The organism is Pseudomonas sp. LBUM1662, from assembly GCF_059695915.1.
The window spans coordinates 4433411-4459739 of the sequence record NZ_CP166793.1 but is presented as its reverse complement, the minus strand read 5'-3'; the positions used below and the strand labels follow the sequence as shown (position 1 = coordinate 4459739).

At 61.3% G+C, this 26329-nt stretch carries 20 protein-coding genes; 13 read left to right on the top strand and 7 right to left on the bottom strand.

Going from position 1 to position 26329, the window contains the following annotated elements:
- Positions 1-86: 86 nt before the first annotated feature.
- Positions 87-1100, top strand: a complete 1014-nt coding sequence (locus ACA049_RS20165; RefSeq protein WP_497329259.1) for an AraC family transcriptional regulator — start codon at positions 87-89, stop codon at positions 1098-1100.
- A 2055-nt stretch (positions 1101-3155) separates the two neighbouring features.
- Complete coding sequence (locus tag ACA049_RS20160) at positions 3156-4970, top strand: ABC transporter ATP-binding protein (protein ID WP_497329257.1); 1815 nt, start codon at positions 3156-3158, stop codon at positions 4968-4970.
- On the opposite strand, the gene ACA049_RS20155 is transcribed toward ACA049_RS20160, so the two are convergent.
- The gene (locus ACA049_RS20155) at positions 4942-5895 is read right to left on the bottom strand and encodes an alpha/beta hydrolase (RefSeq protein WP_497329255.1); all 954 of its coding nucleotides are present in this window, start codon (positions 5893-5895) and stop codon (positions 4942-4944) included. The genes ACA049_RS20160 and ACA049_RS20155 overlap by 29 nt on opposite strands.
- A 391-nt stretch (positions 5896-6286) precedes the next feature.
- Here ACA049_RS20155 and rbsK point away from each other — a divergent pair, with 391 nt between their 5' ends.
- The 3 genes from rbsK to ACA049_RS20140 are packed head-to-tail and all read left to right on the top strand — an operon-like array spanning position 6287 to position 9644.
- Positions 6287-7213 (top strand): ribokinase, encoded by a 927-nt coding sequence (gene rbsK / locus ACA049_RS20150; RefSeq protein ID WP_497329253.1) that lies wholly within the window; start codon positions 6287-6289, stop codon positions 7211-7213.
- A 44-nt stretch (positions 7214-7257) separates the two neighbouring features.
- On the top strand, positions 7258-8589 hold the full coding sequence (gene fucP / locus ACA049_RS20145) for an L-fucose:H+ symporter permease (protein ID WP_497329251.1): 1332 nt from the start codon (positions 7258-7260) through the stop codon (positions 8587-8589).
- Positions 8586-9644, top strand: coding sequence for an aldose 1-epimerase family protein (locus ACA049_RS20140; RefSeq protein ID WP_497329249.1), 1059 nt, complete (start codon positions 8586-8588; stop codon positions 9642-9644). The genes fucP and ACA049_RS20140 overlap by 4 nt, the downstream gene beginning before the upstream one ends.
- Here ACA049_RS20140 and deoR read toward each other — a convergent pair.
- A complete protein-coding gene (deoR, locus tag ACA049_RS20135) occupies positions 9637-10407 on the bottom strand; it encodes a DNA-binding transcriptional repressor DeoR (protein WP_497329247.1) in 771 nt (256 codons plus the stop codon). The two genes, ACA049_RS20140 and deoR, sit on opposite strands and share 8 nt — an antisense overlap.
- A gap of 121 nt (positions 10408-10528) precedes the next feature.
- Here deoR and deoC point away from each other — a divergent pair, with 121 nt between their 5' ends.
- Positions 10529-11212 (top strand): deoxyribose-phosphate aldolase, encoded by a 684-nt coding sequence (gene deoC / locus ACA049_RS20130; RefSeq protein ID WP_497329245.1) that lies wholly within the window; start codon positions 10529-10531, stop codon positions 11210-11212.
- Position 11213: 1 nt separating this feature from the next.
- Here the strand turns inward: deoC and ACA049_RS20125 are convergent, their stop codons facing one another.
- Both ACA049_RS20125 and ACA049_RS20120 read right to left on the bottom strand, forming a co-directional pair.
- Entirely contained in the window at positions 11214-12212 is a 999-nt protein-coding gene (locus tag ACA049_RS20125; RefSeq protein ID WP_497329243.1) for an NAD(P)H-quinone oxidoreductase, read from the bottom strand.
- A gap of 156 nt (positions 12213-12368) precedes the next feature.
- Positions 12369-13583, bottom strand: a complete 1215-nt coding sequence (locus ACA049_RS20120) for a YbfB/YjiJ family MFS transporter (RefSeq protein WP_497329241.1) — start codon at positions 13581-13583, stop codon at positions 12369-12371.
- 116 nt (positions 13584-13699) lie between these two features.
- Here ACA049_RS20120 and ACA049_RS20115 point away from each other — a divergent pair, with 116 nt between their 5' ends.
- Positions 13700-14575, top strand: a complete 876-nt coding sequence (locus ACA049_RS20115; protein WP_497329239.1) for a LysR family transcriptional regulator — start codon at positions 13700-13702, stop codon at positions 14573-14575.
- A 169-nt stretch (positions 14576-14744) separates the two neighbouring features.
- Here ACA049_RS20115 and ACA049_RS20110 read toward each other — a convergent pair whose 3' ends face one another.
- The gene (locus tag ACA049_RS20110; protein ID WP_497309901.1) at positions 14745-15467 is read right to left on the bottom strand and encodes a pirin family protein; all 723 of its coding nucleotides are present in this window, start codon (positions 15465-15467) and stop codon (positions 14745-14747) included.
- Between the two features lie 349 nt (positions 15468-15816).
- Here ACA049_RS20110 and ACA049_RS20105 point away from each other — a divergent pair, with 349 nt between their 5' ends.
- Positions 15817-16767 (top strand): GlxA family transcriptional regulator, encoded by a 951-nt coding sequence (locus ACA049_RS20105; protein ID WP_497329237.1) that lies wholly within the window; start codon positions 15817-15819, stop codon positions 16765-16767.
- A 184-nt stretch (positions 16768-16951) separates the two neighbouring features.
- On the top strand, positions 16952-18436 hold the full coding sequence (locus ACA049_RS20100) for an ATP-binding protein (protein ID WP_497329235.1): 1485 nt from the start codon (positions 16952-16954) through the stop codon (positions 18434-18436).
- Here the strand turns inward: ACA049_RS20100 and ACA049_RS20095 are convergent.
- Complete coding sequence (locus ACA049_RS20095; RefSeq protein WP_497329233.1) at positions 18401-21253, bottom strand: ATP-binding protein; 2853 nt, start codon at positions 21251-21253, stop codon at positions 18401-18403. The two genes, ACA049_RS20100 and ACA049_RS20095, sit on opposite strands and share 36 nt — an antisense overlap.
- 447 nt (positions 21254-21700) lie before the next feature.
- Between ACA049_RS20095 and ACA049_RS20090 the strand changes: the two genes are divergently transcribed.
- The 3 genes from ACA049_RS20090 to ACA049_RS20080 all read left to right on the top strand — a co-directional run bounded on the left by ACA049_RS20090 (position 21701) and on the right by ACA049_RS20080 (position 24650).
- A complete protein-coding gene (locus ACA049_RS20090) occupies positions 21701-22276 on the top strand; it encodes a flavodoxin family protein (protein ID WP_497329231.1) in 576 nt (191 codons plus the stop codon).
- A gap of 31 nt (positions 22277-22307) precedes the next feature.
- A complete protein-coding gene (locus tag ACA049_RS20085; protein WP_497329229.1) occupies positions 22308-23132 on the top strand; it encodes an alpha/beta fold hydrolase in 825 nt (274 codons plus the stop codon).
- Positions 23133-23207: 75 nt separating this feature from the next.
- Entirely contained in the window at positions 23208-24650 is a 1443-nt protein-coding gene (locus ACA049_RS20080) for a catalase (RefSeq protein ID WP_497329227.1), read from the top strand.
- 42 nt (positions 24651-24692) lie between these two features.
- Here the strand turns inward: ACA049_RS20080 and ACA049_RS20075 are convergent, their stop codons facing one another.
- On the bottom strand, positions 24693-25139 hold the full coding sequence (locus tag ACA049_RS20075; protein WP_497329225.1) for a helix-turn-helix domain-containing protein: 447 nt from the start codon (positions 25137-25139) through the stop codon (positions 24693-24695).
- A gap of 195 nt (positions 25140-25334) precedes the next feature.
- Here ACA049_RS20075 and ACA049_RS20070 point away from each other — a divergent pair, with 195 nt between their 5' ends.
- Positions 25335-26321 carry an MBL fold metallo-hydrolase gene (locus tag ACA049_RS20070; RefSeq protein ID WP_497329223.1) on the top strand — a complete coding sequence of 329 codons (987 nt, stop codon included), beginning with the start codon at positions 25335-25337 and terminating at the stop codon, positions 26319-26321.
- Positions 26322-26329: the final 8 nt, after the last annotated feature.

Genomic DNA, 26329 nt, shown 5'->3' with positions numbered 1-26329 from the left:
ACCGGCAGGGCGGTTGTCCTATGCCGCAACTGTTCAACGGTGCTGGTGTTTTTTGCCATTCGGGCGATGGGGAGAGAAGCGTTCAAATGCGGGAAAAGGACTCGGTGGCGGCCTACTTCGTGCAGGCGATGATCCATGGGCAAGGGCACAACCTGCAGCGCTCGCGAGCGGCGCTGGAAGAGGCGGGCATCGACCCGGCGTTGATCGAGCAGCCAACCGCACGCGTGCCGGCGAGCGCGTTCGCTGCACTGTGGCTGATTCAAATCCGCGAACTGAACGATGAATTCTTCCGACTCGACTCCCACGGCATGCCGCCCGGCAGCTTCGCGCTGATCTGCCGCGCCTTGATCCAGGAACCCGATCTGCACAAAGCCATGCGCCAATGCCTGGCCAACTTCGCCCTGTTCCTGCGCGACTTTCGCGGCACCCTGACCGTGCGCGGCAAACGCGCGATCATCAGCCTCGACACCCACGCGCAAAACGCAGACGCCAGCCGTTTCGGCGAAGAGACGTTCCTGGTGTTGATGATCAGCCTGCTGTGCTGGCTCGGCGGCCGGCGCATTCCAATCGACCGCGCGGACTTTCGCCATGAGCGCGTTTCCCTCAGCGACGACCGATTGCTCTGGGGTCCCAATCTGACCTTCGGCGCCGAACGCACCGAAATCGAATTCGCCAGCCACTACCTGCGCCTCCCGGTGGTCCAGGACCTGGCGTCACTGAAAGTGTTTTTGCGTACGGCACCGCAATGGCTGGTGATCCGCTTTCGCAACCAGCACGGCCTGGCGTCGCAAGTCCATCAGCGCCTGCGCAACAGCCATTACAGCCAATGGCCGACCTTGCAGGCGTTTGCCCTCGAACAACACCTGAGCCCCAGCACCTTCCGCCGCAAACTGGAGCGGGAAGGGTGTTCGTATCAGGAGATCAAGGACGAAGTGCGGCGCGGGGTGGCGTTTGAGCAGTTGCGTGAGAGTCGGGCGAGTATCAGTGACATTGCTGAACAGTTGGGGTTTCAGGAACCGAGCGCGTTTCATCGGGCGTTCAAGAAGTGGACGGGGGAGAGTCCGGGGCGGTATCGGGCGCGGTTTCAGGATGCCCAGTGAGTGTTTTCCAACAGCATCATGGTGGCGGAGGGGAGCAGGCCACACGTCCCCTTGTAGGAGCTGTCGAGTGAAACGAGGCTGCGATCTTTTGATCTTGCCGTAGCTTTGCCCCGGCCGACGCAATGCGTGCGTTCTGCCTCTGGGGAAGGGGCAGCAGATCAAGATCAAAAGATCGCAGCCTCGTTTTACTCGACAGCTCCTACAAGTAATAAGTGATGCCGGGGTGTGCAGCGGTGCCATTTTTGGGGTCGTTTCGCAGCCCAACCGGCTGACCTGAGCTCAAGCACACACATTCCCTTGTAGGAGCTGTCGAGTGAAACGAGGCTGCGATCTTTTGATCTTGCCGTAGCTTTGCTCCAACCGACGCAATGTGCGCGTTCTGCCTCTGGGAAATGGGCAGCGGATCAAGATCAAAAGATCGCAGCCTCGTTTCACTCGACAGCTCCTACAAGTAATAAGTGATGCCGGGCTGTGCAGCGGTGCCATTTTTGGGGCCGTTTCGCAGCCCAACCGGCTGGCCTGAACTCAAGCACACACGTTCCCCTGTAGGAGCTGTCGAGTGAAACGAGGCTGCGATCTTTTGATCTTGCCGTAGCTTTGCTCCAACCGACGCAATGCGTGCGTTCTGCCTCTGGGGAAGGGGCAGCAGATCAAGATCAAAAGATCGCAGCCTCGTTTCACTCGACAGCTCCTACAAGTAATAAGTGATGCCGGGGTGTGCAGCGGTGCCATTTTTGGGGCCGTTTCGCGGCCCATCCGGCTGACCTGAACTCAAGCACACACATTCCCCTGTAGGAGCTGTCGAGTGAAACGAGGCTGCGATCTTTAGATCTTGCCGTAGCTTTGCCCCGGCCGACGCAATGCGTGCGTTCTGCCTCTGGGAAATGGGCGGCAGATCAAGATCAAAAGATCGCAGCCTCGTTTTACTCGACAGCTCCTACAAGTAATAAGTGATGCCGGGCTTTGCAGCGGTGCCATTTTTGGGGCCGTTTCGCAGCCCAACCGGCTGACCTGAGCTCAAGCACACACGTCCCCTTGTAGGAGCTGTCGAGTGAAACGAGGCTGCGATCTTTTGATCTTGCCGTAGCTTTGCACCGGCCGACGCAATGCGTGCGTTCTGCCTCTGGGGAATGGGCAGCAGATCAAGATCAAAAGATCGCAGCCTCGTTTCACTCGACAGCTCCTACAAGTAATAAGTGATGCAGGGGTTTGCAGCGGTGCCATTTTTGGGGCCGTTTCGCAGTCCAACGGGCTGACCTGAACTCAAGCACACACGTTCCCCTGTAGGAGCTGTCGAGTGAAACGAGGCTGCGATCTTTTGATCTTGCCGTAGCTTTGCCCGACCGACGCAATGCGTGCGTTCTGCCTCTGGGAAATGGGCAGCAGATCAAGATCAAAAGATCGCAGCCTCGTTTTACTCGACAGCTCCTACAAGTAATAAGTGATGCAGGGGTTTGCAGCGGTGCCATTTTTGGGGCCGTTTCGCAGCCCATCCGGCTGGCCTGAGCTCAAGCACACACGTTCCCTTGTAGGAGCTGTCGAGTGAAACGAGGCTGCGATCTTTTGATCTTGCCGTAGCTTTGCCCCGGCCGACGCAATGCGTGCGTTCTGCCTCTGGGGAAGGGGCAGCAGATCAAGATCAAAAGATCGCAGCCTCGTTTCACTCGACAGCTCCTACAAGTAGTAAGTGATGCCGGGCTGTGCAGCGGTGCCATTTTTGGGGCCGCTTCGTAGTCCAACGGGCTGGCCTGAGCTCAAGCACACACGTTGCCGTGTAGGAGCTGTCGAGTGAAACGAGGCTGCGATCTTTTGATCTTGCCGTAGCTTTGCCCCGGCCGATGCGATGCGTGCGCTCTGTCTCTGGGAAATGGGCGGCAGATCAAGATCAAAAGATCGCAGCCTCGTTTTACTCGACAGCTCCTACAGGGGAACACGTGCGCCTGAGCCAGGCTGGAACTCCATGGGGCATGCGAACAACCATTACAGTTGTCCAGCTGAAGTACCATGACGACATTGTCGTGATTAGCGACCCTCATTTGCCGAGTTCATCAATCCATGCCTGCGGCACTTTCCCGTTTCACCTCATTGCTCGACCAGGCCCGACGCGCCTTGCTCCTGGTCTGGGGCACTTCTCGCGGGCTGTTCCTCGGCCTGGTGCTGGCCACCTTGATCGCGGGTGTCCTCCCTGCCTTGGCCGCCTGGCTTGGCCAGCGCATCGTCGACGCGGTGGTTTTCGCCATGCAATTGCACGCGCAGCAGGGCAGTGCGCCGTTGTGGCCTGTAGTGCGTTATGTGTTGTTTGAAGCTGGCGTGCTGGCGTTGCTGTCCGGGACGCAGCGGGCGTTGTCGGTTCAGCAGTCGTTGTTGCGGGTGCAGTTGGGGCAGAAGGTCAACACGATGATTCTGGAGAAGGCCCAGACGTTGTCGCTGGTGCAGTTCGAGAATTCCGAGTTCTACGACAAGTTGGTGCGGGTGCGGCGCGAAGCGTCGACGCGGCCTTTGGCGTTGGTGATGAAGTCGTTGGGGCTGATCCAGAACCTGATTGTGTTGATCAGCTTCGGCGTGTTGCTGGTGCATTTTTCGCCGTGGGCGCTGGTGTTGCTGGTGGTGGGCGCGTTGCCGGTGTTTTTCGCCGAAGCGCATTTTTCCGGGGATGCGTTCAGGCTGTTCACGCGGCGGGCGCCAGAGAGTCGGCAGCAGAATTACATCGAGACGCTGCTCTCCCACGAGGGTTACATCAAGGAGGTCAAGCTGTTCGGCTTCGCGCCTCTGCTGTTGCAGCGTTATCGCGAGACGTTTGCCCGTCTGTATGCCGAGGACCGGCGGCTGACTTTGCGCCGGGATGGCTGGGGATTTGTCCTTGGGTTGCTGGGCACTGCTGCGTTTTATCTGGCTTATGCGTGGGTGGTGGTCGATACCGTTCACGGCCAAATCAGCCTCGGGCAGATGACCATGTACCTGGTGCTGTTCAAGCAGGGCCAGACGGCGGTGAGCAGCAGTTTGAGCGCCATCAGCGGTCTCTACGAGGATGGATTGTACCTGTCGAGTCTCTACGAATACCTCGCCGAACCGGTGGTGGCCGAGGCCGGGCATCTCACGGTGGGCGCGGTGCCCGGCGATGGTTTGCGTTTCGAGAACGTTGGTTTCCGTTATCCGGGGGCGAGTCGTGCGGCCCTTGAAGGCATCGACTTGCACCTGGTGCCGGGACGCAGCCTGGCGCTGGTGGGGGAGAACGGTTCGGGCAAGACCACGCTGATCAAGTTGCTGACCCGTCTGTATCGCCCCGATCACGGGCGCATCCTGCTCGACGGCAGCGATTTACAAACGTGGGAAGAAGACGCGCTACGTCGGCGCATTGGCGTGATTTTTCAGGATTACATCCGCTACCAGTTCTCTGTCGGCGAGAACATCGGCGTCGGCGATACGCTGGCGTTCAACGATGAACAACGCTGGAAAGAAGCCGCCACCGAAGGCATGGCCGCGCCGTTCATCGAGGGACTGGATCGAGGCTACGCCACACAATTGGGCCGCTGGTTTGCCGGCGGCCAGGAGCTGTCCGGTGGGCAGTGGCAGAAGATTGCCTTGTCCCGCGCTTATATGCGCCGTAACGCCGATATCCTGATTCTGGACGAGCCGACCTCAGCCCTCGACCCGGCTGCGGAAGCGGCGGTGTTCGAGCATTTCAGCGAACACACGGAAGGGCGAATGACGCTGCTGATCTCGCACCGGTTTTCCAGCGTGCGCAATGCCGACCACATCATCGTGCTGGATCAGGGATCGATCCTTGAGCGCGGCGATCACGACAGTCTGGTCGCTGCGGGCGGGCGCTATGCGCAGTTGTTCAACCTGCAAGCCCGGGGTTATCGCTAGATCCGGCCACCTGCGCCGGTTTTGCCTTCATCAGGTTCTCGATTGCCTGGCGGTATTGGCTGCCGCCCAGGCTCATGCTGTTGTTGTGCGTGCCGCCGGGTATCAACAGCAGGCGCTTGGGTTCGCTGGCAGCATTGAACAACTGCTGGCTGAACCGCGAGGGCATGAACGGGTCGGCCAGGCCATGCACCACCAACAGCGGCATGTCGATGTCGACGATCTTGTCGATGGAATCGAATTTCTGCGACAGCAGCCAGCGCACCGGCAACCATTTCACCGGCAGGTTGCTGTCGGCCACTTGCGCCACGGCATCGCCCAGCGAGGTGAAGGTGGACTCGATCACCAGACCGCGCACCGGTATCGCGCTGTGGTCCTTTTTCGCTTGCGCGGCCAGGTCTGCCGCGAGGTCGATGGCCACCGCGCCGCCCAGGGAATGACCGTAGATCAGGCGCTTGTTGGCGTCCGGTTGCATCGCCTTGAAGCGCTCCCAGGCGACCCGGGCGTCCTCGTAAACACTGGCTTCCGACGGCAGATCACCCTTGCTCTGGCCAAAGCCGCGATAGTCGATGGCCAGCACCGAATAACCCATCGCGCGCAATTGCTCGATGCGGAAGGCCTGGCCAGTCAGGTTCCAGCGCACCCCATGCAGATACAGGATCGACGGCGCATCACGACGCGCGGCCGGCCACCACCAGGCATGCAGGTTTTGCCCGCCCTTGAAGCTGGCAGGCTTGATGTCGAATTCCTGAACATCCTTTGGCAAACCGCGATACCAGCCGGCGGTGCCCGGCTCGATGCGGAACAGCAGTTCGCGCTCCTTGTATTTGAGCACGCCGCAACCCACGGGCAAGCCGACGACCAGCGCGGCCATGCACAGCCAGGGTAGCCAGCGTCGGCTCAGGCGGCTTATCAGAGTTGAAAACATGCAAAGGCCCGGAGGGTGAAAAGGAAAGTTCGGGTTTTAACAGATGCGTGGGGGCGGTGGGGATAAATTCGACGGTCGTGCGTTGCCCCATAACTAATGTGGGAGCGGGCTTGCTCGCGAAGACGTCGGCACATCCAGCATTAAATTGACTGAAACTCCGCTTTCGCGAGCAAGCCCGCTCCCACAGGGGAACGCATTCTAATGTGGGAGTGAGCCTGCTCGCGATGAGGCCATTTCTACTCACACATCTTTAAAGCCATGCGCAAAGCCATTCGTCTTTGCCTCAAACCCTGCGCAACAAAAAGATTGAATAATCACACATAATGTTATTTAAATAACAAAACAACAACGTCCAGCATCAGTCTGGCAGCCGGATCAAGGTGGGATAGCAATGAGCAAGATCGCAGTCATCGGCAGCAACATGGTGGATCTGATCACTTACATCGACCGCATGCCGGCCCAGGGCGAGACGCTCGAAGCGCCGGGGTTTGCCCTCGGCTGTGGCGGCAAGGGCGCCAATCAGGCGGTGGCTGCGGCGAAGCTCGGGGCGGATGTGCTGATGCTGACCAAGGTTGGCGATGACATGTTTGCCGACAACACCCTGGCCAATTTCCAGCGCTTTGGCATCGACACCCGTTACGTGCAGCGCGTGCCCGGCGTGTCCAGCGGTGTGGCGCCGATCTTCGTCCAGGCCGATTCGCACAACAGCATTCTCATCGTCAAAGGTGCCAACGCCCATCTGGTCCCGGCGGATATCGACGCGGCGGCCCAGGCACTGCGCGAGTGTTCGCTGATCGTTCTACAGCTCGAAATCAACGTCGACACCGTTTACCACGCCATCGAGTTCGGCCGCGCGCACAACATCCCGGTGCTGCTCAACCCGGCGCCGGCCTTGTCGGGCCTCAGCCGTGAGCATTTGGCGCAACTGGATTTCCTGGTGCCCAACGAATCCGAGCTGGCACTGATTACCGGCCAGACCGTGGACTCGCCAGAGTCGGCGCATAAAGCCGCGCAGACACTGGTCGCCAGCGGCATTCGCCACGTCATCGTGACCCTCGGCCAGCAAGGCGCGCTGTACGTGGGCGAGGAGGGCGAGTTCCAGATCCCCGGCCTGTCCGTCGCCGCGCGCGACACCACCGGGGCCGGCGACGCCTTCATTGGCTGCTTCATCCATCACTGGAGTCGCGACCGCGACATCCGCGCCGCCATGACCCAGGCCGTGGCGTATTCCGCTTGCTCGGTCACCGGTCTGGGCACCCAGACCTCCTACCCGGACGCCACTGCATTTGCTGACTTCAAGCGCCAACTCGGCGCTTGAAATCAAGCTGATTCACCCCTCGACACTCACCACGGAGAACAACAATGACAAAGCCTCCGCTCCAACAGACGGCCGATGGTTTCTACCTGAACCGCACGCCCTGGTTCGCCTTCATTTTGCTCTGCAGCATCTTCGCGCTGTGGGCGGCGGCCGCGAGCATGAACGACGTGCTCATCGCGCATTTCAAGAAGGCATTCCTGCTCAGCGATTTCCAGACTGCGTTCGTGCAATCGGCGTTTTACCTGGGCTATTTCTTCGTGGCGATTCCGGCCGCGCTGGTGGTTCGCCGTTTCAGTTACAAGACCACCATCCTCATCGGCCTGATGCTGTACATGTTCGGTTGCCTGCTGTTTTTCCCGGCGGCCTCGACCGCCAAGTACGGCATGTTCCTGCTGGCGCTGTTTGTGATTGCGGCGGGGCTGTCGTTTCTCGAGACCGCGTGCAACACCTATTCGACGCTGATGGGCCCGCGTGAAACCGGCACCCGTCGCCTGAATATTTCCCAGACCTTTCACCCGTTCGGCGCGATGGCCGGGGTGTACGTCGGCAGCTTCGTAATGTTCAAGGACACCGACGCGACCCGCGAGCAGCTCACGCAAATGAGCGCTTCGGACGCGGCGGTCCAGCAACTGCAAATGATCCAGTCCACCTTGCTGCCGTACAAATGGATGATCGCGGTGTTGGTGCTGATGTTCATCCTGATCGCCATCACCCGGTTCCCGAAGTGCAAGGGCAATCAACCGAGCAGCACGAAAACCGCCAGCCTCGGCCAGAGCCTGTCGCGGCTGTGGCGCAACAAGCGCTTCACCTTTGGTGTGTTGGCGCAGTTTCTGTACGTCGGTGCGCAAGTCGGGGTGTGGAGTTTCACCATTCGTTTGGCGATGCAGTTGGGCGGCATGAACGAGCGCAGTGCTTCGTGGTTTTTGCTGACCACCTTTGCCGCGTATTTCGTCGGCAAGCTGATCGCCAACGTGCTGATGCGCAAACTGCACCCGGCCAAGGTGTTGGCGGTGTATGGCGTGCTGTGCATCGCCTTGCTGGCTTATACGATTCTGGTGCCGAACATCACCGCTGTGTACGCAGCCGTCGGCGTCAGCGTGTTCCTCGGTCCGTGCTGGCCGACCATCTACGGCCTGACCATTGATGGCCTCGGCGAAGACACCGGCGTCGGCGGTTCGCTGCTGGTGATGAGCATCGTTGGCGGCGGGGTGATTCCGATCTTCCAGGGCCTGCTGTCCGATTACAGCGGCGGCAATATGCAACTGGCCTACAGCGTGCCGTTGCTGTGCTTCATCGTGATCGTGATGTACGCGGTGCGCTGCCTGCGCCATTCCGACAGCGAGCGGGCGCCGGTGGGTGCGGTGGTGGCTTCATGAACACGCGGATCAATCTGCAGCCGTCGCAGTTCGGCGAGGCGCGCAAAACCTTGCTGGAATCGGAGGCGTTCACCGTCAGTTCCTGGGTTTATCCCAGTGGCGTGCTGGCGCTGGAATTGGCCAACAGCCGTGGCCGTCTGGTGGTGCTGCCGTATCTGGGGCAGATGATCTGGTCGGCCGTGTTCGACGGTTGCGACCTGACCATGAGCAACCTGTTCAGCCAGCCCCGGCCCAGTCCAACGGTGATCGGCACTTACGGCTGTTTCATGTTTCACAGCGGCCTGCTGCGCAACGGTTGCCCGAGTCCCGAGGACGATCATCCGCTGCACGGCGAGATGCCTTGCGCAGCGATGGATCGCGCCTGGCTGGAGGTCGGTGAAGACAGCGCTGTTCAATACCTGAGATTGGGCGGCGAGTATGAATACGCCCAGGGTTTCGGTGACCGATACCTGGCCAAGCCAAGCGTGACTTTGCGCGCTGATTCAGGGCTGTTCGACATCGCCCTGCAGGTGACCAATCTGGCGGGCAAGCCGATGGACCTGATGTACATGGCGCACATGAATTACGCCTATGTCGAAGGCGCTCGTTTCATCGAGCCCTTGGGTTTCGAGCGGGTGCGCTTGCGCAGCAGCGTGCCGGCGCATGTGAAACCGACACCGGCCTGGACTGAGTACATGCAGGTGCTGGCGAAAGATCCGCAGCAATTCAAGCGTCTGGATCAGCCACAGCTCTACGATCCCGAAATCGTGTTTTTCTTCGACGACGTGCGGGCGGACGACAGCGGCCATGCACATTTTCTGCTGAGTCATCCCGACGGCGCCGCGTTCTACACGCGCTACCGTCCGGATCAATTCGACCACGCCGCACGCTGGATTTTGCACAACCCCGATCAGCAGGTGGCAGCGTTCGTGCTGCCATCCACCTGCGAACCGGAAGGCTATCGCGCCGAGTCTGCCAAGGGCCATGTGCGTTCGCTGGCGGCGGGGGCGACGTCTGATTTCAGCTTCACCACCGGTTACCTCAGCGCGGTGGAGCAACAGGCCTTGATCAGATGATCAACTGCGCGCCGCTGGCGCTGATGGCGTCGCGGTAGGCCTTGGGGATTTTCTTGTCGCTGACCACGAAGTGGAAATCCCTGAGGTCGGCGAAATGCGCGGTGCGCACCGTGTCGAACTTGCTGTGGTCGGCCAGCAGCAGCCGCTGTTGCGCTTGGCGCAGGACCTTCTGCTTGACCTCCACTTCATTGAAGTTGAAGCAGGTCACGCCGAAGTCCTGGCTGATGCCGGCCGCGGAAACGAAGGCCCAGGTCAGGCGCACGCTGTCGAGGATGCCGGTTTCGGTGGTGTTCTCGAACACCTGGTTCTTGCGATGAAACGTGCCGCCACACATCACGATCTGGCAGTTGGGTTTTTGCGAGAGCTTGAGCAGCACGTTCAGGGAGTTGCACACGGCGGTGAACTCGAGTTCGTCGGGGATGAAGTCGACCACGAAAGGCGTGGTGGTGCCGCAGTCGAAGAACACCGTGTCGCCCGGCTGGATAAACCCGGCGGCGAGTTTGCCGATGCGGCGTTTTTCTTCGACGTGGCGGGTGTCCTGTTCGGCCACGCGGTAATCGCCGGGCTCGTTGCCATCGTGGATCTTGGTGATGTAGCCACCGAGCAGCCGCAGGTGGTCGGTGTATTTGCTGAGGTCGCGGCGCAGGGTCATCTCGGACACGTCCAGCAATGCCGCCATCTCGCGCAGATGAATGGCGCTCTGGTCTTGCAGGGCTTGTTGAATCAGCTTGAGACGCTCGGCTTTTTTACTGTCCACAGGCATTCCGGGGTTGATTGTTGATGTTATTTAAGTAACATTATTTGTGAGTTTTGTAACGTTTTTGCGCGAATCACCCTCGATTGTGGCGCAGGGGCATTTGAATATACAAACAGGAGTTTTTTCCATGGCACACCTCGAACCCCAAGCGCTGGCGCAGTACATCGATCACACCTTGCTGGCGCCCGATGCTTCCCGCGAGCAAATCGCCGCATTGTGCCGCGAAGCTGCCGAACACGGTTTCTATTCGGTGTGCGTGAACTCGGGCCAGGTGCCCCATGCCGCGCAGTGTCTGGCCGGGCAACGCGTGAATATCTGCGCGGTGGTCGGCTTCCCGCTGGGCGCCGGGCTGAGCGACACCAAGGCCTTCGAAGCTGAGCGGGCGATTGCTGCCGGCGCCGGGGAAGTCGACATGGTGTTGAACATCGGCTGGTTGAAGGACGGCTTGTTTGATCAAGTGCGCGACGATATTGCCCAGGTGTTGCAGGCGTGCGGCAAGGTGCCGTTGAAAGTCATCCTGGAAAACTGCCTGCTCACCGACGCGGAGAAGGTGAAAGCCTGCGAGATCTGCCGTGAGCTGAAGGTCGCGTTCGTCAAGACATCCACCGGTTTCAGCCGCAGCGGCGCCACCGTGGAAGACGTCGCGCTGATGCGCCGCACCGTCGGGCCTGACATCGGCGTCAAGGCCTCCGGTGGCGTGCGTGATTACCCGACCGCACTGGCGATGATCGAAGCCGGCGCCACGCGACTGGGCACCAGCTCGGGCATTGCGATCATCAGTGGCGCAAAATCGGCGGGCGAGGGCTACTGAATCAGTCCACCTGCAACACAATTTTGCCGATGTGATCGCCGGCTTCCATCCGTGCGTGGGCCTGTGCCGCGTCGGTGTATGGGTAAACCTTGTCGATCATCGGCAGGCAACGCCCGGCGGCGAGTACCGGCCACACGTATTCGCGCAGCTGTTCGGCGATCGAGGCTTTTTCTTCGCGGGTGCGCGAGCGCATCAGCGAGCCGGTGATCGTCGCGCGTTTGCCCATGATCGCCATCAGGTCGACATCGTTGGCGCGGGCACCGCCGAGGAAGCCGAGCATCACCAGACGACCTTCCATGCCCAGTGCCGCGATGTTCTGATTCAGGTACGAGCCGCCCATGATGTCGAGGATTACGTTGACGCCTTTGCCGGCGGTTTTTTCCGCGATGACCTGGACGAAATCCTGGTCGCGGTAATTGATCGCCTCGGCGCCCAGCTTGCGGATCGCCGCACACTTTTCCTCACTGCCCGCCGTGGCGAACGCCTTGACGCCGAATTCACGGCAGAGCATCAGCGCGGTAGTGCCGATGCCGCTGGTGCCGCCGTGGATCAACGCACGCTGGCCCTTGCTGGCGCCGCCCATGTCGAACAGATTGGCCCAGACCGTGAAGAAGGTTTCCGGGACCGCCGCTGCGTGTACCCAATCCATGCCTTCAGGAATCGGCAGCGTCTGGCTGGCCGGTGCTACGCAGTATTGCGCGTAGCCGCCACCATTGGTCAGCGCACAGACGTTGTCGCCGACGATGAATTCGCTGACGCCCGCACCGATCGCCACCACTTCACCGGCCACTTCCAGCCCGGGAATCGGGCTCATGCCGGGTTTCATCGGGTACTTGCCGGCGCGTTGAATCACATCGGGACGGTTGACCCCGGCGGCGTGCACGCGAATCAGCACTTCGCCTGCGCCGGCGGTGGGCAGCGGTTCCTGGCGCGGCTTCAGGACTTCGGGGCCGCCGGGTTCGGTGATTTCAATCAGGGTCATGGTGAGGGGGAGCGTCATGTTGGAGTCCTGTAGAGAAGTGTTCAGTAAGTGGGACCGCGTCTTCACGCGGTAGATCAAAAGATCGCAGCCTCGTTTCACTCGACAGCTCCTACAGGGGATCGCGTTCCAAATGTAGGAGCTGTCGAGTGAAACGAGGCTGCGATCTTTTGATCTTCATGGGCAACTCACTGCTATCTGCTGATGGCGACGATTCAGCAAACGCATGGCCTGTTCCAGCAGCAACGCAACCACAATCGCGCCCGCGGCAATCACAAACAACAACCCATGCTGCCCACCGCTGGCATTGAACAACGCCGAATACACAAACCCTGCAATCGCCTGAAACGTGGCAAACGACACCGTGGCGCGGCTCCAGGCGATCTGCTGCTGGTGATGGTTCGGGAGCAGTTCGTGAACCCGGGCCAGCGCCAGGGGAACGATGCCCGGCGGGAATGAACCGAGGATCACGGCCAGCAAGGCCAGCGCCGTGAAGGAGCTGGAAATCGACAGCAGGCCAACGGCAATCACCTGCACCACCAGCACCAACCGGATGCTCAATTTCGCCCCGAGTTGATCGGCCAGAAAACCGTAACTCACCGGCCCGATGATCGCACCGAGGCCGTACATCACCCAGATCAGCGCGCCAACATGCGGCCCGGTGCCGAGCCCGCGGGCCACGTAATCCACCAGGAACACCATCGCCGGCACCAGCCCGGCGGCCATGAACGCGTATTGGGCGAACAACAGGTAAACCCCTGGATCGGTCGGCGTGGTGGTTTTCTCGATCGACACGTCAACGGCTTGATGATGCGCCTCTTTCGGCCAGCCGAACCAACTCGCGGCCGTCAGAACCAGTGACAGCAAGCCAAGGCCAAACCAGGTTTGCTGCAAGCCAAGGCTCAGCAGCGGCGGAACAATCGTTCCCGAGCCGGCAATGCCCAGGCCGATGCCGAGGAAAATCGCACCGCTGGCCAGGCCTCGGCGCGACGCGGGCACATGCGGCAACACCGTCGCGGCCACCAGCACCATGATCGCGCCGCCGGCAACGCCCGACAGCAAGCGCCAGCCGAAGAACCAGCTCACCGACAACGGAAAACCACAGGCGAAAAACGACAAGGTCACGGCCAGCATCATCAGGCGCAGCGCGGTTTTGTTCGACGTGCGGTTGGCCAGTGGCCGGCCGATCAGCGCACCGATCAGGTAACCCACGAGGTTGGCGGCGCCGAGGTAAACCACGTCGCTGGCGGAAAACCAGTGCGCCTGGATCAAAGAGGGAATCAACGGCGTGTAAGCAAACCGCGCCAGGCCGATGCTGACCAGGCTGGCGGCGAGGCCGGCGAAGATCGGCAGCCAGATCGCGCTGCGCGGGGTGGTCGATGTGCTGTGCATGGGGAACGTCCTGTGAGTTTTTACCGCTTGGCCTCCAGACTATCTTGAACAGCTGATGCAATAACGCAGCGATTTTGCGTTATGGTGATGCGATTATGCATCGGCAGGGGAAGGGCATGAATTGGGATGACGCACGGGTGTTTCTGGCGGTGTGCCGGGAGTCGACGCTCCGGGGCGCGGCGCGGGTGCTGGGGGTCGATCAGGCCACGGTCGGTCGACGGATCACGGCGCTGGAGAAGTCGTTGAGTGCGACGTTGTTCCTGCGCACTTCAGAAGGCTATGCGCTGACGGCGGTGGGGGAGGCGGCGCTGGCGGCCGTGGAGAAAATGGAGCATTCAGCGCTGGAACTGGAGCGTCAGATTCAAGGGCTCGACGACCGACTGACCGGGCTGGTGCGGGTCAGCACCACCGACTCCCTGGCCATCGATTTCCTGATCCCGGCCATTGCTAACCTGCATGAACAGCACCCCGACGTGCGGGTGCAACTGGACGCCTCCACGCAGATTCTCAGCCTGGCCAAACGCGAAGCCGACATCGCCGTGCGCAATACCCGGCCGGACAACCCGGACCTGATCGCCCGCCGCATCGCGCGCTGGCCGGTGGGCCTGTTTGCTTCTCAGGCGTATGTGGACGCCCATGGCGTGCCGGCGCCGGGGTCGGCGTTCGAGGGGCATGATCTGGTGGTGTATCAGCCGTATCTGCAGGGCAACAAAGACCTGACGCTGGTCTCGGAACCGCTGGGGCGTGGGCGGATTGTGGCGAGTCTGAGTTCCAGCCTGCTGGTGCGCCGATCCCTTGCGGCGGGGCTCGGGGTCGGGGAAATTCCGGTGTACATGGGGGAGCGGGACGGGCTGGTCAGGCTGTGGCCGGAGCGCACGCGACCGGTGCCGTATGACGTGTGGCTGGTGACCCACGCGGATTTGCGGCATACCGCGCGGGTTCGGGCGGTGATTGATGAAATTGTTGCGGTGTTTTCCGGTACCGGTGAGTGAAGATCAAAAGATCGCAGCCTCGTTTCACTCGACAGCTCCTACAGGTGTACGCCAATTCCTTACCGCCCGGGTTCGGGCGGTAATCGATGAAATTGTCGCGGTGTTTCAGGGGCCGCAGCCAATCCCTGTAGGAGCTGTCGAGTAAAACGAGGCTGCGATCTCTTGATCTTTATGGCATTTCCGGCAGCTCTTGCGGGCGTAAATCAAACACCAGCACCTCGGCATCCACGCCGTTGCTCAACGCGAGCACCTGCTCATCACGAACCCGCACACCATCGCCTTCCTGCAGCTGCACGCCGTTGAGTTCGACGCTGCCACGGGCCACGTGCACATAGGCGTAGCGGTTGGCGGCCAGTTCCAGGGTGGCGCTTTCCTTGCCATCGATCAGCGCGGCATACACCCGTGCGTCCTGACGCACCTTCAGCGAACCCTTGGCCCCGTCGGGGGAGATGATCAGTTGCAGGCGCCCGCGTTTTTTCTGGGTGCTGAAGTGCTCTTGCTGATAACGCGGTTTGGCGCCGCTGACTTCCGGCACGATCCAGATTTGCAGGAAGTGCACCGGCCGCGTGGCCGAATGGTTGTACTCACTGTGCGCCACGCCGCTGCCGGCGCTCATCAATTGCACATCACCGGGGCGGATCACCGAACCGGTGCCCAGGGTGTCCTTGTGTTCCAGCGCGCCTTCGAGCACGTAGGAGAAAATCTCCATGTCGCGGTGCGGGTGCTGGCCGAAACCTTTACCGGCCGCTACGCGGTCATCGTTGATCACCAGCAGGTCGGAAAAACCCTGCTCTTTCGGGTTGCGGTAGTTGGCGAAGGAAAAGGTGTGGAACGACTTCAACCAACCGTGATTGGCGGCGCCGCGATCAGAGGCTTTGCGAAGGGTCAGCATGATGAAATCTCCTGTGGGGACGTTGATTCGTCCGAGTGAGGAGAAGGTTAATGGTTACTGGTTGATGCAATAAGTAGATGGATATTGAAATACTGTCTCGTTCAAGTTGACAGTGATGAACGGGCAATGAGGTATTTCCTCCTACGCTGGCGCCGTACATTGGCCATAATGCACAGCATCTTTCTAATGCCCGAACACAAAACCCCTGTGGGAGCGGGCTTGCTCGCGAATGCGGTATCACATTCAACATCTTGGGTGACTGATACACCGCTTTCGCGAGCAAGCCCGCTCCCACAGGGGGTTGGGTTTGGCAGATGGACCTTCTTTTGACTTCAGTGATTTTGAACCCATGAAAACCGTGGCTATGGTGTTGTTTCCGGACTTTCTGCTGCTCGACATGGCCGGGCCCATGGAAGTGTTTTCCATCGCCAATCGATACCTGGCAGCGGATGACCGCTATGAGCTGTCGACCCTCGGCACCGAACATGGCGCGCTGCGCGCTTCCAACGGCGTCAGCGTGCAGGCCGATCTGCACATCGATCAGGCCGATCAAGCCTATGACCTGTTGCTGGTGCCGGGCGGCCCGGGCGCCTACAACGAAAAACATCCCCCGTTGCTGTGCTGGCTCAAAGACGCTGTGCATCGCGCCGAGCGCTACGGCTCGATCTGCACCGGCGCGTTCGTGCTGGGGCATGCCGGTCTGCTGGACGGGTATCGCGTAACTACCCACTGGCATTACACCGAACGCCTGATCAAAGGTTTTCCCAAGGCAACAGTGGAGACTGACCAGATTTACGTGCAGGACCGCAACCTCATCACCTCCGGCGGCGTCACCGCCGGCATCGACCTGGCCCTGTCGGTGGTCGCCGAAGATCACGGCAAGAAGGTCGCCCAGGACGTGGCCAAGGTGCTGCTGGTGGTGATGAAACGCCAAGGCGGGCAGGCGCAGTTCAGTCCGTTGATGGCCGCCGTCGCACCGCAGGAAACGCCGATCACCCGCGTGCAGAACCATGTACTCGAGCACCTCGACGAAGCCTTCAGCATCGAACGCATGGCCAGCCTGGCGAACATGAGCACGCGGCACTTCGCCCGGATGTTTGCCCGGGACGTGAACATGACGCCCATGGAGTTTCTGCAAAGCGCGCGCATCGACTGCGCGCGGAACCTGCTGGAAACCAGCGACTTGCCACTCAAGACCGTAGCCTTTAAAAGTGGCTTTGGCAGCGTGCGGCATATGCGCTTTCTGTTCGCTGAAAAACTCGGTCTGACCCCGACGCAATACCGCGAACAGTTCAGCTAGAGCGTTCTTGGCCGTTGTGCGCACCGCAATGGCCGTGACGCTCCCACCGTGGCAGTTGTACCGTCACGGAGGCCTGCCAAGATACCCGTGAACTCTTTGCAATGGAGGTGCGGGAGCCTGGAAGGTGGGTGCGATGGATATTTCCGCACTGTGAACCGGGCCAGGTTTCAGCACGCAAACGTGCATGAACAGCCTCAGAGATTTAAACAGCGACACGGTGCTGCGGTTCGGCCCCTACGCATTCCACCAGCGGCAACGGCTGATCCTGGACGGTGATCGGCCGTTGCGCATGGGCGGTCGCGCCCTGGATATCCTCCAGGTGCTGGTCGAGCGTGCTGGCAACGTCGTCAGCAAGGACGAGTTGATTGCCCAGGTCTGGCCGACGTCGGTGGTCGAAGAGATCAACCTGCGCGTGCACATTGCGGCCTTGCGTCGAGCCCTCGGCGACGGGCAGGATGGCCAGCGCTACATCGTCAACATTCCCCAGCGCGGCTACAGCTTTATCGCCCCGGTGGACCCGGTGCCTGCGGGCTCGCTGGTGTCGATCGAGGCCGTGCAAAAACATCAACACAACCTGCCGGCACGACTCACGCACGTGACGGGTCGGGATTCGATTGTCGGCAGTCTGGTCCGGCAGTTGCCGCTTCGGCGTCTTCTGACCCTGGTCGGTCCCGGTGGCATCGGCAAGACCACCGTGGCGCTGCGCGTGGCCGAATTGCTGTTGCAGCACTATGAAGATGGCGTGTGGCTGGTGGATTTCGCAGCACTCGATGACCCTGCGCGCGTAGTCGATCATCTGACGCAAACCCTTGAGCTGGAGGTCGGCACGACCCTGGACGTGCTGGCGCAACGGCACACGTTGCTGGTGCTCGACAACTGTGAACACCTGCTGGAGCGCTGCCGGACCCTGGTCGAAGACTTGCTGGCGTCGGCGCCACGGCTGTCGATTCTGGTCACCAGCCGTGAACCGCTGCTGGCGACGGGAGAAACGGTGCAGCGCTTGCCGTCCCTGGCGGTGCCACCCGCGTCGGTGTTGCACAGTGTGGCCGAGGCCATGGGCTATTCGGCAGTGCAGCTGTTTGTCAGTCGCGCCCGGACCCGCCAACAAGGGTTTGCGTTGCGCGAACAGGACCTGAAAGCGGTGCGTGAAATCTGTCGTCGGCTCGACGGTTTGCCGCTGGCCATTGAACTGGCGGCCGCACAGATCGATGCGCTGGCGTTGGTCGGTTTACAAGCTCAGCTGGATAACTGTTTTCAGTTGCTGACCCTGGGCCGGCGCACGGCCGTGCCCCGGCATCAGACCCTTAAAGCCGCGCTGGACTGGAGTTATGAGCGGCTGACCCAGCTGGAGCAAATCGCTTTGCAGCGCCTCTCGGTGTTCAAAATGTCTTTCACCCTGGACGCCGCCATTGGCGTGAGCAGTTGCGAGGTGCTCAAGGCCAACCCACTGGCGGCGCTGGTGCAGCGCCTGGTGGCCAAGTCGTTGCTCTCGATGGATCAGGTCAACGGCACAACGCGATATCGCTTGCTCAACACCACGCGCACCTATGCGCTGGAGAAGCTCGAACACAGCGGCCACCTGCGCACGTTCGAGCGGCGTTACTCGCATTACATCAGCCGTGCACGCTGGGTCTCAGGCGTGCAGTTGCCCATGGAGCTCGTCGAGTAGCCGCCGGACTTTGCTCAGGTCCGGCGTGGCAAAACCTTCGGTGAAGCGGTTGTAGATCGGCGCCAGCAGTTCATGGGCTTGCTGATACCGACCCTGACGCTGCCACAGTTGCGCCAATGAGGTGGCGCTGCGCAGTTCCCAGGCCAGGGCGCCCTGATGCCTGGCCACATTCAACGCCCGAACCAATATCTCCTCGGCTGCGACGACCGTGCAGGAGCGAGCCTGCTCGCGATGGCGTCCACCCAGGCAATCCATCTGCGGCTGATTATCCTCCGCCAACAATGCATCGGCCCCGGCCCGCAATACCTCCGCCGTGCTCCATCCCGCCGCCCCCGTATCGGCCCGTTGCAACAAGGCTTCATCGACGAACGCGGTGTCCAGCGTGACCATGATTTCCTTGATCAGCCCGGCGTCCGGTGCTGGGGTTGACGGTGCTTCAGCCTGGTCAATCACCCGCGCATACTGTTGCGCCCACGTATAAAACAGCAGCACCGAATGTTTCTGCGCCTGCTCCAGCAGCAGCTGTAAAAGTGTGCGCGCGGTTTTACTGTCGCCGTTGTAGTGGGCGATCAGGCAGCCGGCCAGCGCCAGGGTGTAGCAAATGGAAGTGCCGTGGTTGATCTGGATCGCGATGTCCAGTGCCTGGCGGGCGGTGCGCCAGGCTTGTTCCGGTTGACCTTGCAGCCAGAGGATGCGCGCCAGAATCGTCAGGGCGGCCACGCTCTGATCGTATTGCACGCCGAAACCGTGGGTGAAGCGGTTGAGGTGTCCGCTGTGGGCCATGCGCTGGATGACCTGTTCGGCATTCACCCGGGCCAGGTGCTGATTGCCGGCAAAGTGCAGGGCCAGCACGCGCAAGCGGTGCGTGCTCAGCGACAGCACGGGGTCACCCTGCGCGCCCAGTCGATCGAACAGCTGGCTCTGTTCCAGCGCCATTTGGTAATGGCCGCAACTGAGGTTGACCGCCATGTGCCCGGACACCGCCCGCAGTTGGCCGGCCACGTCGTTGTTGTGTTTGGCCAGGGTTCTGGCGCTGACGAACGCGGCGATGGTTTCGGCCGTGCCGCCCTGGGTGTGGTAGCAGGAGCTGCCGAGGGCCAGTTTGAGGGACATCTGCAAGTGAGGGCAGGGCTCGGGCGCCGCCTCAAGCAAGGCCAGGGCTTTGCGTACGTAAACGCCGTGTTCCTTGAGCAGCGACAGTTCCTGCCAGAGTGGCGTCGAAGTCGCGGTTAAACGGATCGCCAGTGCCTGCGGACCTTGAGCGTTCAAGCCCCAGTCGAGGGCGGAACGAATGTCATCCAGGCTGCGAGCGTAACGCTCGATCCACAGGCCGGTGGAGATCAGTTCCCAGTCGGTTTGAGCCTGATGCATCAAGGCCAGGCAGCGCTCGGCGTGGCGCTTTCGCGTGTCCGGCAGATCCACGGTCTGGTCGAGTTTTTCCAGGGCGTAGCTGCGCGTGGTGTCGAGCAAGCGATAGAACACTTCTTCGTCGCCCACTTCCACGTTCAGCAACGACTTGGCCACCAGTTGCGTGATCGAACCAAACACTTCGCCGGGCTCGATGTGTTCGCCGACGATCACCGCCGCGGCCGATTCCAGCGTGAAGCCGCCCCTGAACACACCCAAGCGGCGCAGGCAGGTTTGTTCGCAGGCGTTCAGCAGTTCGAAACTCCAGTCGAGCGTGGCGCGCAGGGTCTGGTGTCGCCCCAGCGTCGACGGACAGCCTTGGGTGAGCAGGCGAAAACTGCCTTGCAGCTGCGTCAGCAACCCGCTCAGGCCGAAGTTGCCGACTTGCGCTGCCGCCAGTTCAATGGCCAGCGGAATACCGTCCAGACGGTGGCAAATTTCAATCAACAGCGGCAGGTCGTCGTCGCTCAGCTCGAAGCTGTCGTGGCTGGCCATGGCCCGCTCGACGAACAGTTGCAGCGCGGAAAAGGTCAGCGCCTGGGCGCGGTCCAGCACCGCGATGGGCGGTGGGCAATCGAGGGATTCGAGGCGCTGGACGAACTCACCTTCGGCCCGCAGGCTCTCGCGGCTGGTGGCCAGGATGTGCACGTGTGGCGCGGCGCGCAGGATGCTTTCGCAAAGCAGGGCGACGGCGTCGAGCAGGTGCTCGCAGTTGTCGATCACCAGCAGCATCCGTCGCTCGCGCAGGAACGCGGCAAGGCTGCTCGTCGGTTCGGTGTCGTGCAGGGACAAATCCAGCAGCGTCGCCAGATGGGCGGTGATCAGCGCCGGGTCATTGATCGGCGCCAGGTCCAGCAGGCGAATGCCGTCCCGATAGCGACCGATCAGCAGTTCGGCGACGCGCAGCGCCACGGTGGTCTTGCCGATGCCGCCGGGGCCGACGAGGGTGATGAAGCGCTGGCGTGACAGCTGCGTGACCAGGCTTTCGACGAGCAACTGGCGCCCGATCATGCGCGTGCGACGGACGGGCAGGTTATGGGCGCTCGGCTCGATGCTGTCGCTCGCGGGCTGCCGCTCGATCGGTTCCAGCGAGAACGGCGCGACAAAACTGTAGCCGCGCTGGGCGACGGTGACGATATAGCGCTGACCGGCCTGGCCGTCGCCGAGGGCTTTGCGCAGGGCCGCCATGTGCACGCGCAAATTGATGTCTTCGACGACGCTTTTGGGCCAGACCCCGGCGATCAGTTGCTGTTTGCTGACCACGTTTCCTGCGTGTTCCAACAGGATCAACAGAATATCCATGGCGCGCCGGCCCAGGCGCAGGGGCTGGTCGGCCTCCAGCACCAGGCGTTGTCCGGGATAGATCCGGTAGGGGCCGAAATGAATGGCCTGCTCGGGGGAAAGGGTCAACGTGGCGCTCCTGCTTGCATCCGTCTAATTCGCGGTTTTCGAGCATATTCGTCAGGTTTTTCCGGTAACGCAACGAGGGTTCCGGTGACTGTCTGGTGTTCGCTGCGACCGGCTGTACCAGGCACCACGGGCGGGCGCCGTGTTTATTGGGTGCAACCGTCGCAAAGCAGGTGTTCAGGCTTTTGGCGCGCCAATGAAAATTAACAACGTTTAACTCGTCCTGCGTCTGGTCTACGCCCAAAACTCCCACCTTTAGGCGCTGTATAGGAGCCGTGTAGGAGCCGTGTAGGAGCTGTCGAGTGCAACGAGGCTGCGATCTTTTGACTTTGATTTTTACGAACAAGATCAAAAGATCGCAGCCTCGTTGCACTCGACAGCTCCTACACGGCTCCTGCATGGCTCCCGCACAGCTCCTGCAAGGATAGAACATGTCATGAGGACGCCGGGATGAGCAACGTGGTGGTGGTTTATCACAGTGGCTACGGGCACACCCGGGTCATGGCCGAAGCCGTGGCCCAGGGTGTGCAACGCCATTTGGGCAGCACCTGCCTGCTGGTTCCGGTCGACGAAGTGGAGCAGCACTGGGACCGACTGCACAGCGCCGACGCCATCATCTTCGGCGCCCCGACCTACATGGGCAGCGCGTCGGCACCATTCAAAGGCTTCATGGAGTCCACAGCGGCGTTCTACCTCGCCCAGCCGTGGCGCGACAAACTGGCCGCCGGCTTCACCAATTCCGGCTGCCTGTGCGGCGACAAACTCAACACCTTGCTGCAGATGGCGGTGTTCGCCGCGCAGCATTCGATGATCTGGGTCGGCCTCGACCTGCTGCCGGCGCGCTCCAGCACCGGCGCCTTCGACGGGCAAATGAATCGCCTCGGCAGCTCGCTCGGCGCCATGGCCCAGTCGAATGTCGAACAGTCCCCCGACCTTGCCCCACCTGCCGAAGACCGTTGCACCGCCGCTCATCTGGGCGAGCGGGTGGCGCGTCTGGCCGAACGCATGGCCTCCCCACCAATTTGATCCACCCCCACACTCGCAAAGGAGACATCGCATGAGTACGTTCACGACTCGAGACGGCACCGAGATTTACTACAAGGATTGGGGCACCGGCCAACCCATCGTCTTCAGCCACGGCTGGCCGTTGAACGCCGACAGCTGGGAATCGCAGATGATCTTCCTGGCCTCCAAAGGCTACCGGGTGATCGCCCACGACCGTCGTGGTCACGGTCGCTCCAGCCAGCCGTGGACCGGCAACGACATGGACACCTACGCCGATGATCTGGCGCAGTTGATCGAGTTGCTCGACCTCAAGGACGCCGTGCTGTTCGGCTTCTCCACCGGCGGCGGCGAAGTGGCGCGCTACATCGGTCGCCATGGCACCGGTCGCGTGGCCAAGGCCGGGCTGATTTCCTCGGTGCCGCCGCTGATGCTCAAGACCGAAGCCAACCCCGGCGGTCTGCCGATCGAAGTGTTCGACGGCATTCGCCAGGCGTCCCTGGCCGACCGTTCGCAACTGTACATCGACCTCGCCAGCGGGCCGTTTTTCGGCTTCAACAAACCGGGCGCCAAGCCGTCCCAGGGCATGATCGACTGGTTCTGGATGCAAGGCATGACGGCCGGCCACAAGAACGCTTATGACTGCATCAAGGCGTTCTCGGAAACCGACTTCACCGAAGACCTGAAGAAATTCGACATCCCGACACTGGTGCTGCACGGCGACGCGGACCAGGTGGTGCCGATCGAAGCGGCGGGCATTGCCTCAGCAAAACTGGTGAAAGGTTCTACGCTGAAGATCTACCCCGGCGCGCCCCACGGCTTGACTGATACCCACAAGGATCAGCTCAACGCTGACCTGCTGGCGTTCCTCAAGGGTTGATGTACCCCGGCGCGGGCGTAGATCCGCGCCGGTTTTCGCTCCTGATGAGAGCAGACAACCATCGAGATCAAGTTCATGAAAAAGCTCACAAACGCCACCGGCGCCCCGGTGGTCGACAACCTTAATATTCAGACCGCCGGCCCTCGTGGACCGGCGCTCTTGCAAGACATCTGGCTGCTGGAAAAACTCGCCCACTTCGACCGCGAACTGATCCCCGAACGACGCATGCACGCCAAGGGTGCGGGCGCCTACGGCACCTTCACTGTCACCAATGACATTACTCGTTACACAAAAGCCAATATCTTCAGTTCAGTGGGCAAGGAAACACCGCTGTTCGTGCGCTTTTCCTCGGTGGCCGGCGAACGTGGTGCGGCGGATGCCGAGCGCGACATCCGTGGTTTCGCGGTGAAGTTCTACACCGACGAAGGCAACTGGGACATTGTCGGCAACAACACGCCAGTGATTTTCTTCCGCGACCCGCTGCGTTTCTCCGACCTCAATCACGTGGTCAAGCGCGACCCGCGCACCGGCCTGCGCAACGCCACCAGCAACTGGGACTTCTGGACCCTGCTGCCCGAGGCGCTGCACCAGGTGACCATCGTCATGAGTGATCGCGGGATTCCCACCAGCTTCCGCCACATGCACGGCTTCGGCAGCCACACGTTCAGCCTGATCAACAGTGACAACCAGCGCGTGTGGGTGAAGTTTCACTTTGTCTGCCAGCAAGGCATCGAAAACCTCTCGGACGCCGAGGCGGCAGCGGTGGTCGGCAAGGACCGCGAAAGCAATCTGCGGGACCTGTATGAAGTCATCGAGCAGGGCAATTTCCCGCGCTGGAAACTGTGCATCCAGGTGATGGAAGAACAGCAGGCGCTCAACTACCGGCATAACCCGTTCGACCTGACCAAAGTCTGGCCCCACGGCGAGTTTCCGCTGATCGAAGTCGGCATCATGGAGCTCAATCGCAACGCCGAGAACCACTTCGCCGAGATCGAACAAGCGGCGTTTTCGCCAGCCAACGTGGTGCCGGGCGTGAGCTTCTCGCCGGACCGCATGCTGCAGGCGCGGTTGTTTTCCTATGGTGATGCCCAGCGCTATCGCCTGGGGGTGAACTTCAATCACATCCCGGTCAACGCTCCACGCTGCCCGGCCCACAGCTACCACCGCGACGGCGCCATGCGCACCGACGGCAACCTCGGCGGCACCGCCAGTTATTTCCCGAACAGCCTGGGTGAGTGGCAGGATTCGCCGGAACTGGCCGAGCCGCCGCTGCCGCTGGAAGGCTTCGCGCAGCACTACGATCATCGGCTGGAAGAGGACCATTACGAGCAGCCGGGTAACCTGTTCCGCTTGCTCGACCCGGTGCGCAAACAACTGCTGTTCGACAACACCGCGCGGGCCATGAACGGCGTGCCGCAAGCGATTCGTCAGCGCCATATCGATAACTGCAGGAAGGCTGATCCGGCGTATGGGTTTGGCGTGGCTGAGGCGTTGGAGCGGTTGAGTCCGTTGGGGTAAGGCAGGATCAAAAGATCGCAGCCTCGTTTCACTCGACAGCTCCTACAGGTGAACACCAAAACCTGTAGGGGTTGGCGTCGCCTGCGATCTTTTGCTCTTGAAAACCTGACAACGCCAGGCAAACGGGTTGATCCCTTCGCTGCGGGTGAAGATGTGGCAGAAGTGCGCCTGATCGCAGAAGCCGCATTCGAGGCTGATTTGCGTCAATGTCAGGTCGGTGCTCTGGATCAATTGCTTGGCCCGGGCGATGCGCTGGTGGCGAATCCAGTCCTGCGGCGAGAGCCCGGTGCTGCACTTGAACGCGCGGGAGAAATGACTGCGGGAGAGGGCGCAGGCGCGGGCCAGTTCGGTCACTTCAACGGTTTCACCGAGGCGCTCGAGGATCAGTTGCTTGGCCAGGCTTTCGCGCCACGGGGTCAAGCCACCGGTGGTTTTCTTTGGCGCGTCAGTGACAGGCGCGCGGGCGACGTTTTGCTGAGAATGGGCCATGACAGATGTCCGTGTCGGTGAGCTTCATTCTTGGTCGCAGGGCTCTGGCAGGCGAGTTAAACGTTGTTAATTCCGTCCGTGCGCGGCGCTAACTCAGCACATGGCTGCAATTTCCATGGGCGTGTCCCGTGCAGAATCGACGTCATCCGGCGGCGTTTACCTCGCCGCTTTTCTGACTCGATCAAGGGTGAATGCATGAAACATTCTCTGGTTTGCGCGCTGGGGCTCGCGGTTGCGCTGGCGTCCGGTATTGCCTCGGCACAGGCACCGACGCAGGTCGGCACACAAGTGCCGGGTTATTTCCGCCTGGCGGTGGGCGATTACGAAGTGACGGCGCTGTTCGATGGCTATAACGACCTGTCGCCCAAACTGCTCAAGGGCCTGACCCAGAGTCAGATCCGCGCGCTGCTGGCCCGTCGCTCGATTGAAACGCCAGGCGTGCAGACCGCGTTCAATGCCTTTCTGATCAACACCGGCAAGCAACTGATCCTGGTGGACACCGGCGCCGGCCAGTGCATCGGCGAAACGGCCGGCATGCTCTCGGACAACATCAAAGCGGCCGGTTACGAGCCTGCGCAAGTCGACACCATCCTGTTGACCCACCTGCACCTGGACCACGTTTGCGGACTGGTCGACGGCCAGCAGAAACCGGTTTTTGCCAACGCAACGGTGTTTGCGGCAAAGGCAGAGGCCGATTACTGGCTTGATCCGCAGGCGCTCGCCAAGGCCCCGGAGGGCGCCAAGCCGTACTTCAAAATCGCCCAGGACTCGACCGCGCCGTACGTAGCCGAAGGCCGTTTCAAGACCTTCGCCGCCGGCCAGTCGCCGGTGCCGGGCGTGGTCGAAGCCGAGCTGGAAAGCGGGCACACGCCGGGCAGCACCACGTATCGCTTCACCTCCCAGGGCCAGAGCATTCTGTTCATGGGTGATCTGGTGCATAACCTCGCGGTGCAGTTCGAACACCCGGAAGTGTCGATCGGTTTTGACGTCAACAGTCAGCAGGCAATCAAGAGCCGCGCCAAGGTGTTCAGCGATGCGGCGGTGAGCAAGACCTGGGTGACGGCGGCGCACTTGCCGTTTCCGGGCATCGGCCACATCGCCGCAGAGGGTAAGCACTTCCAGTGGGTGCCGGTCGAATACGGTCCTTACAAACGTGCGGCCAAAGTGCCGCTGATCGAGTAAAGTCCCCG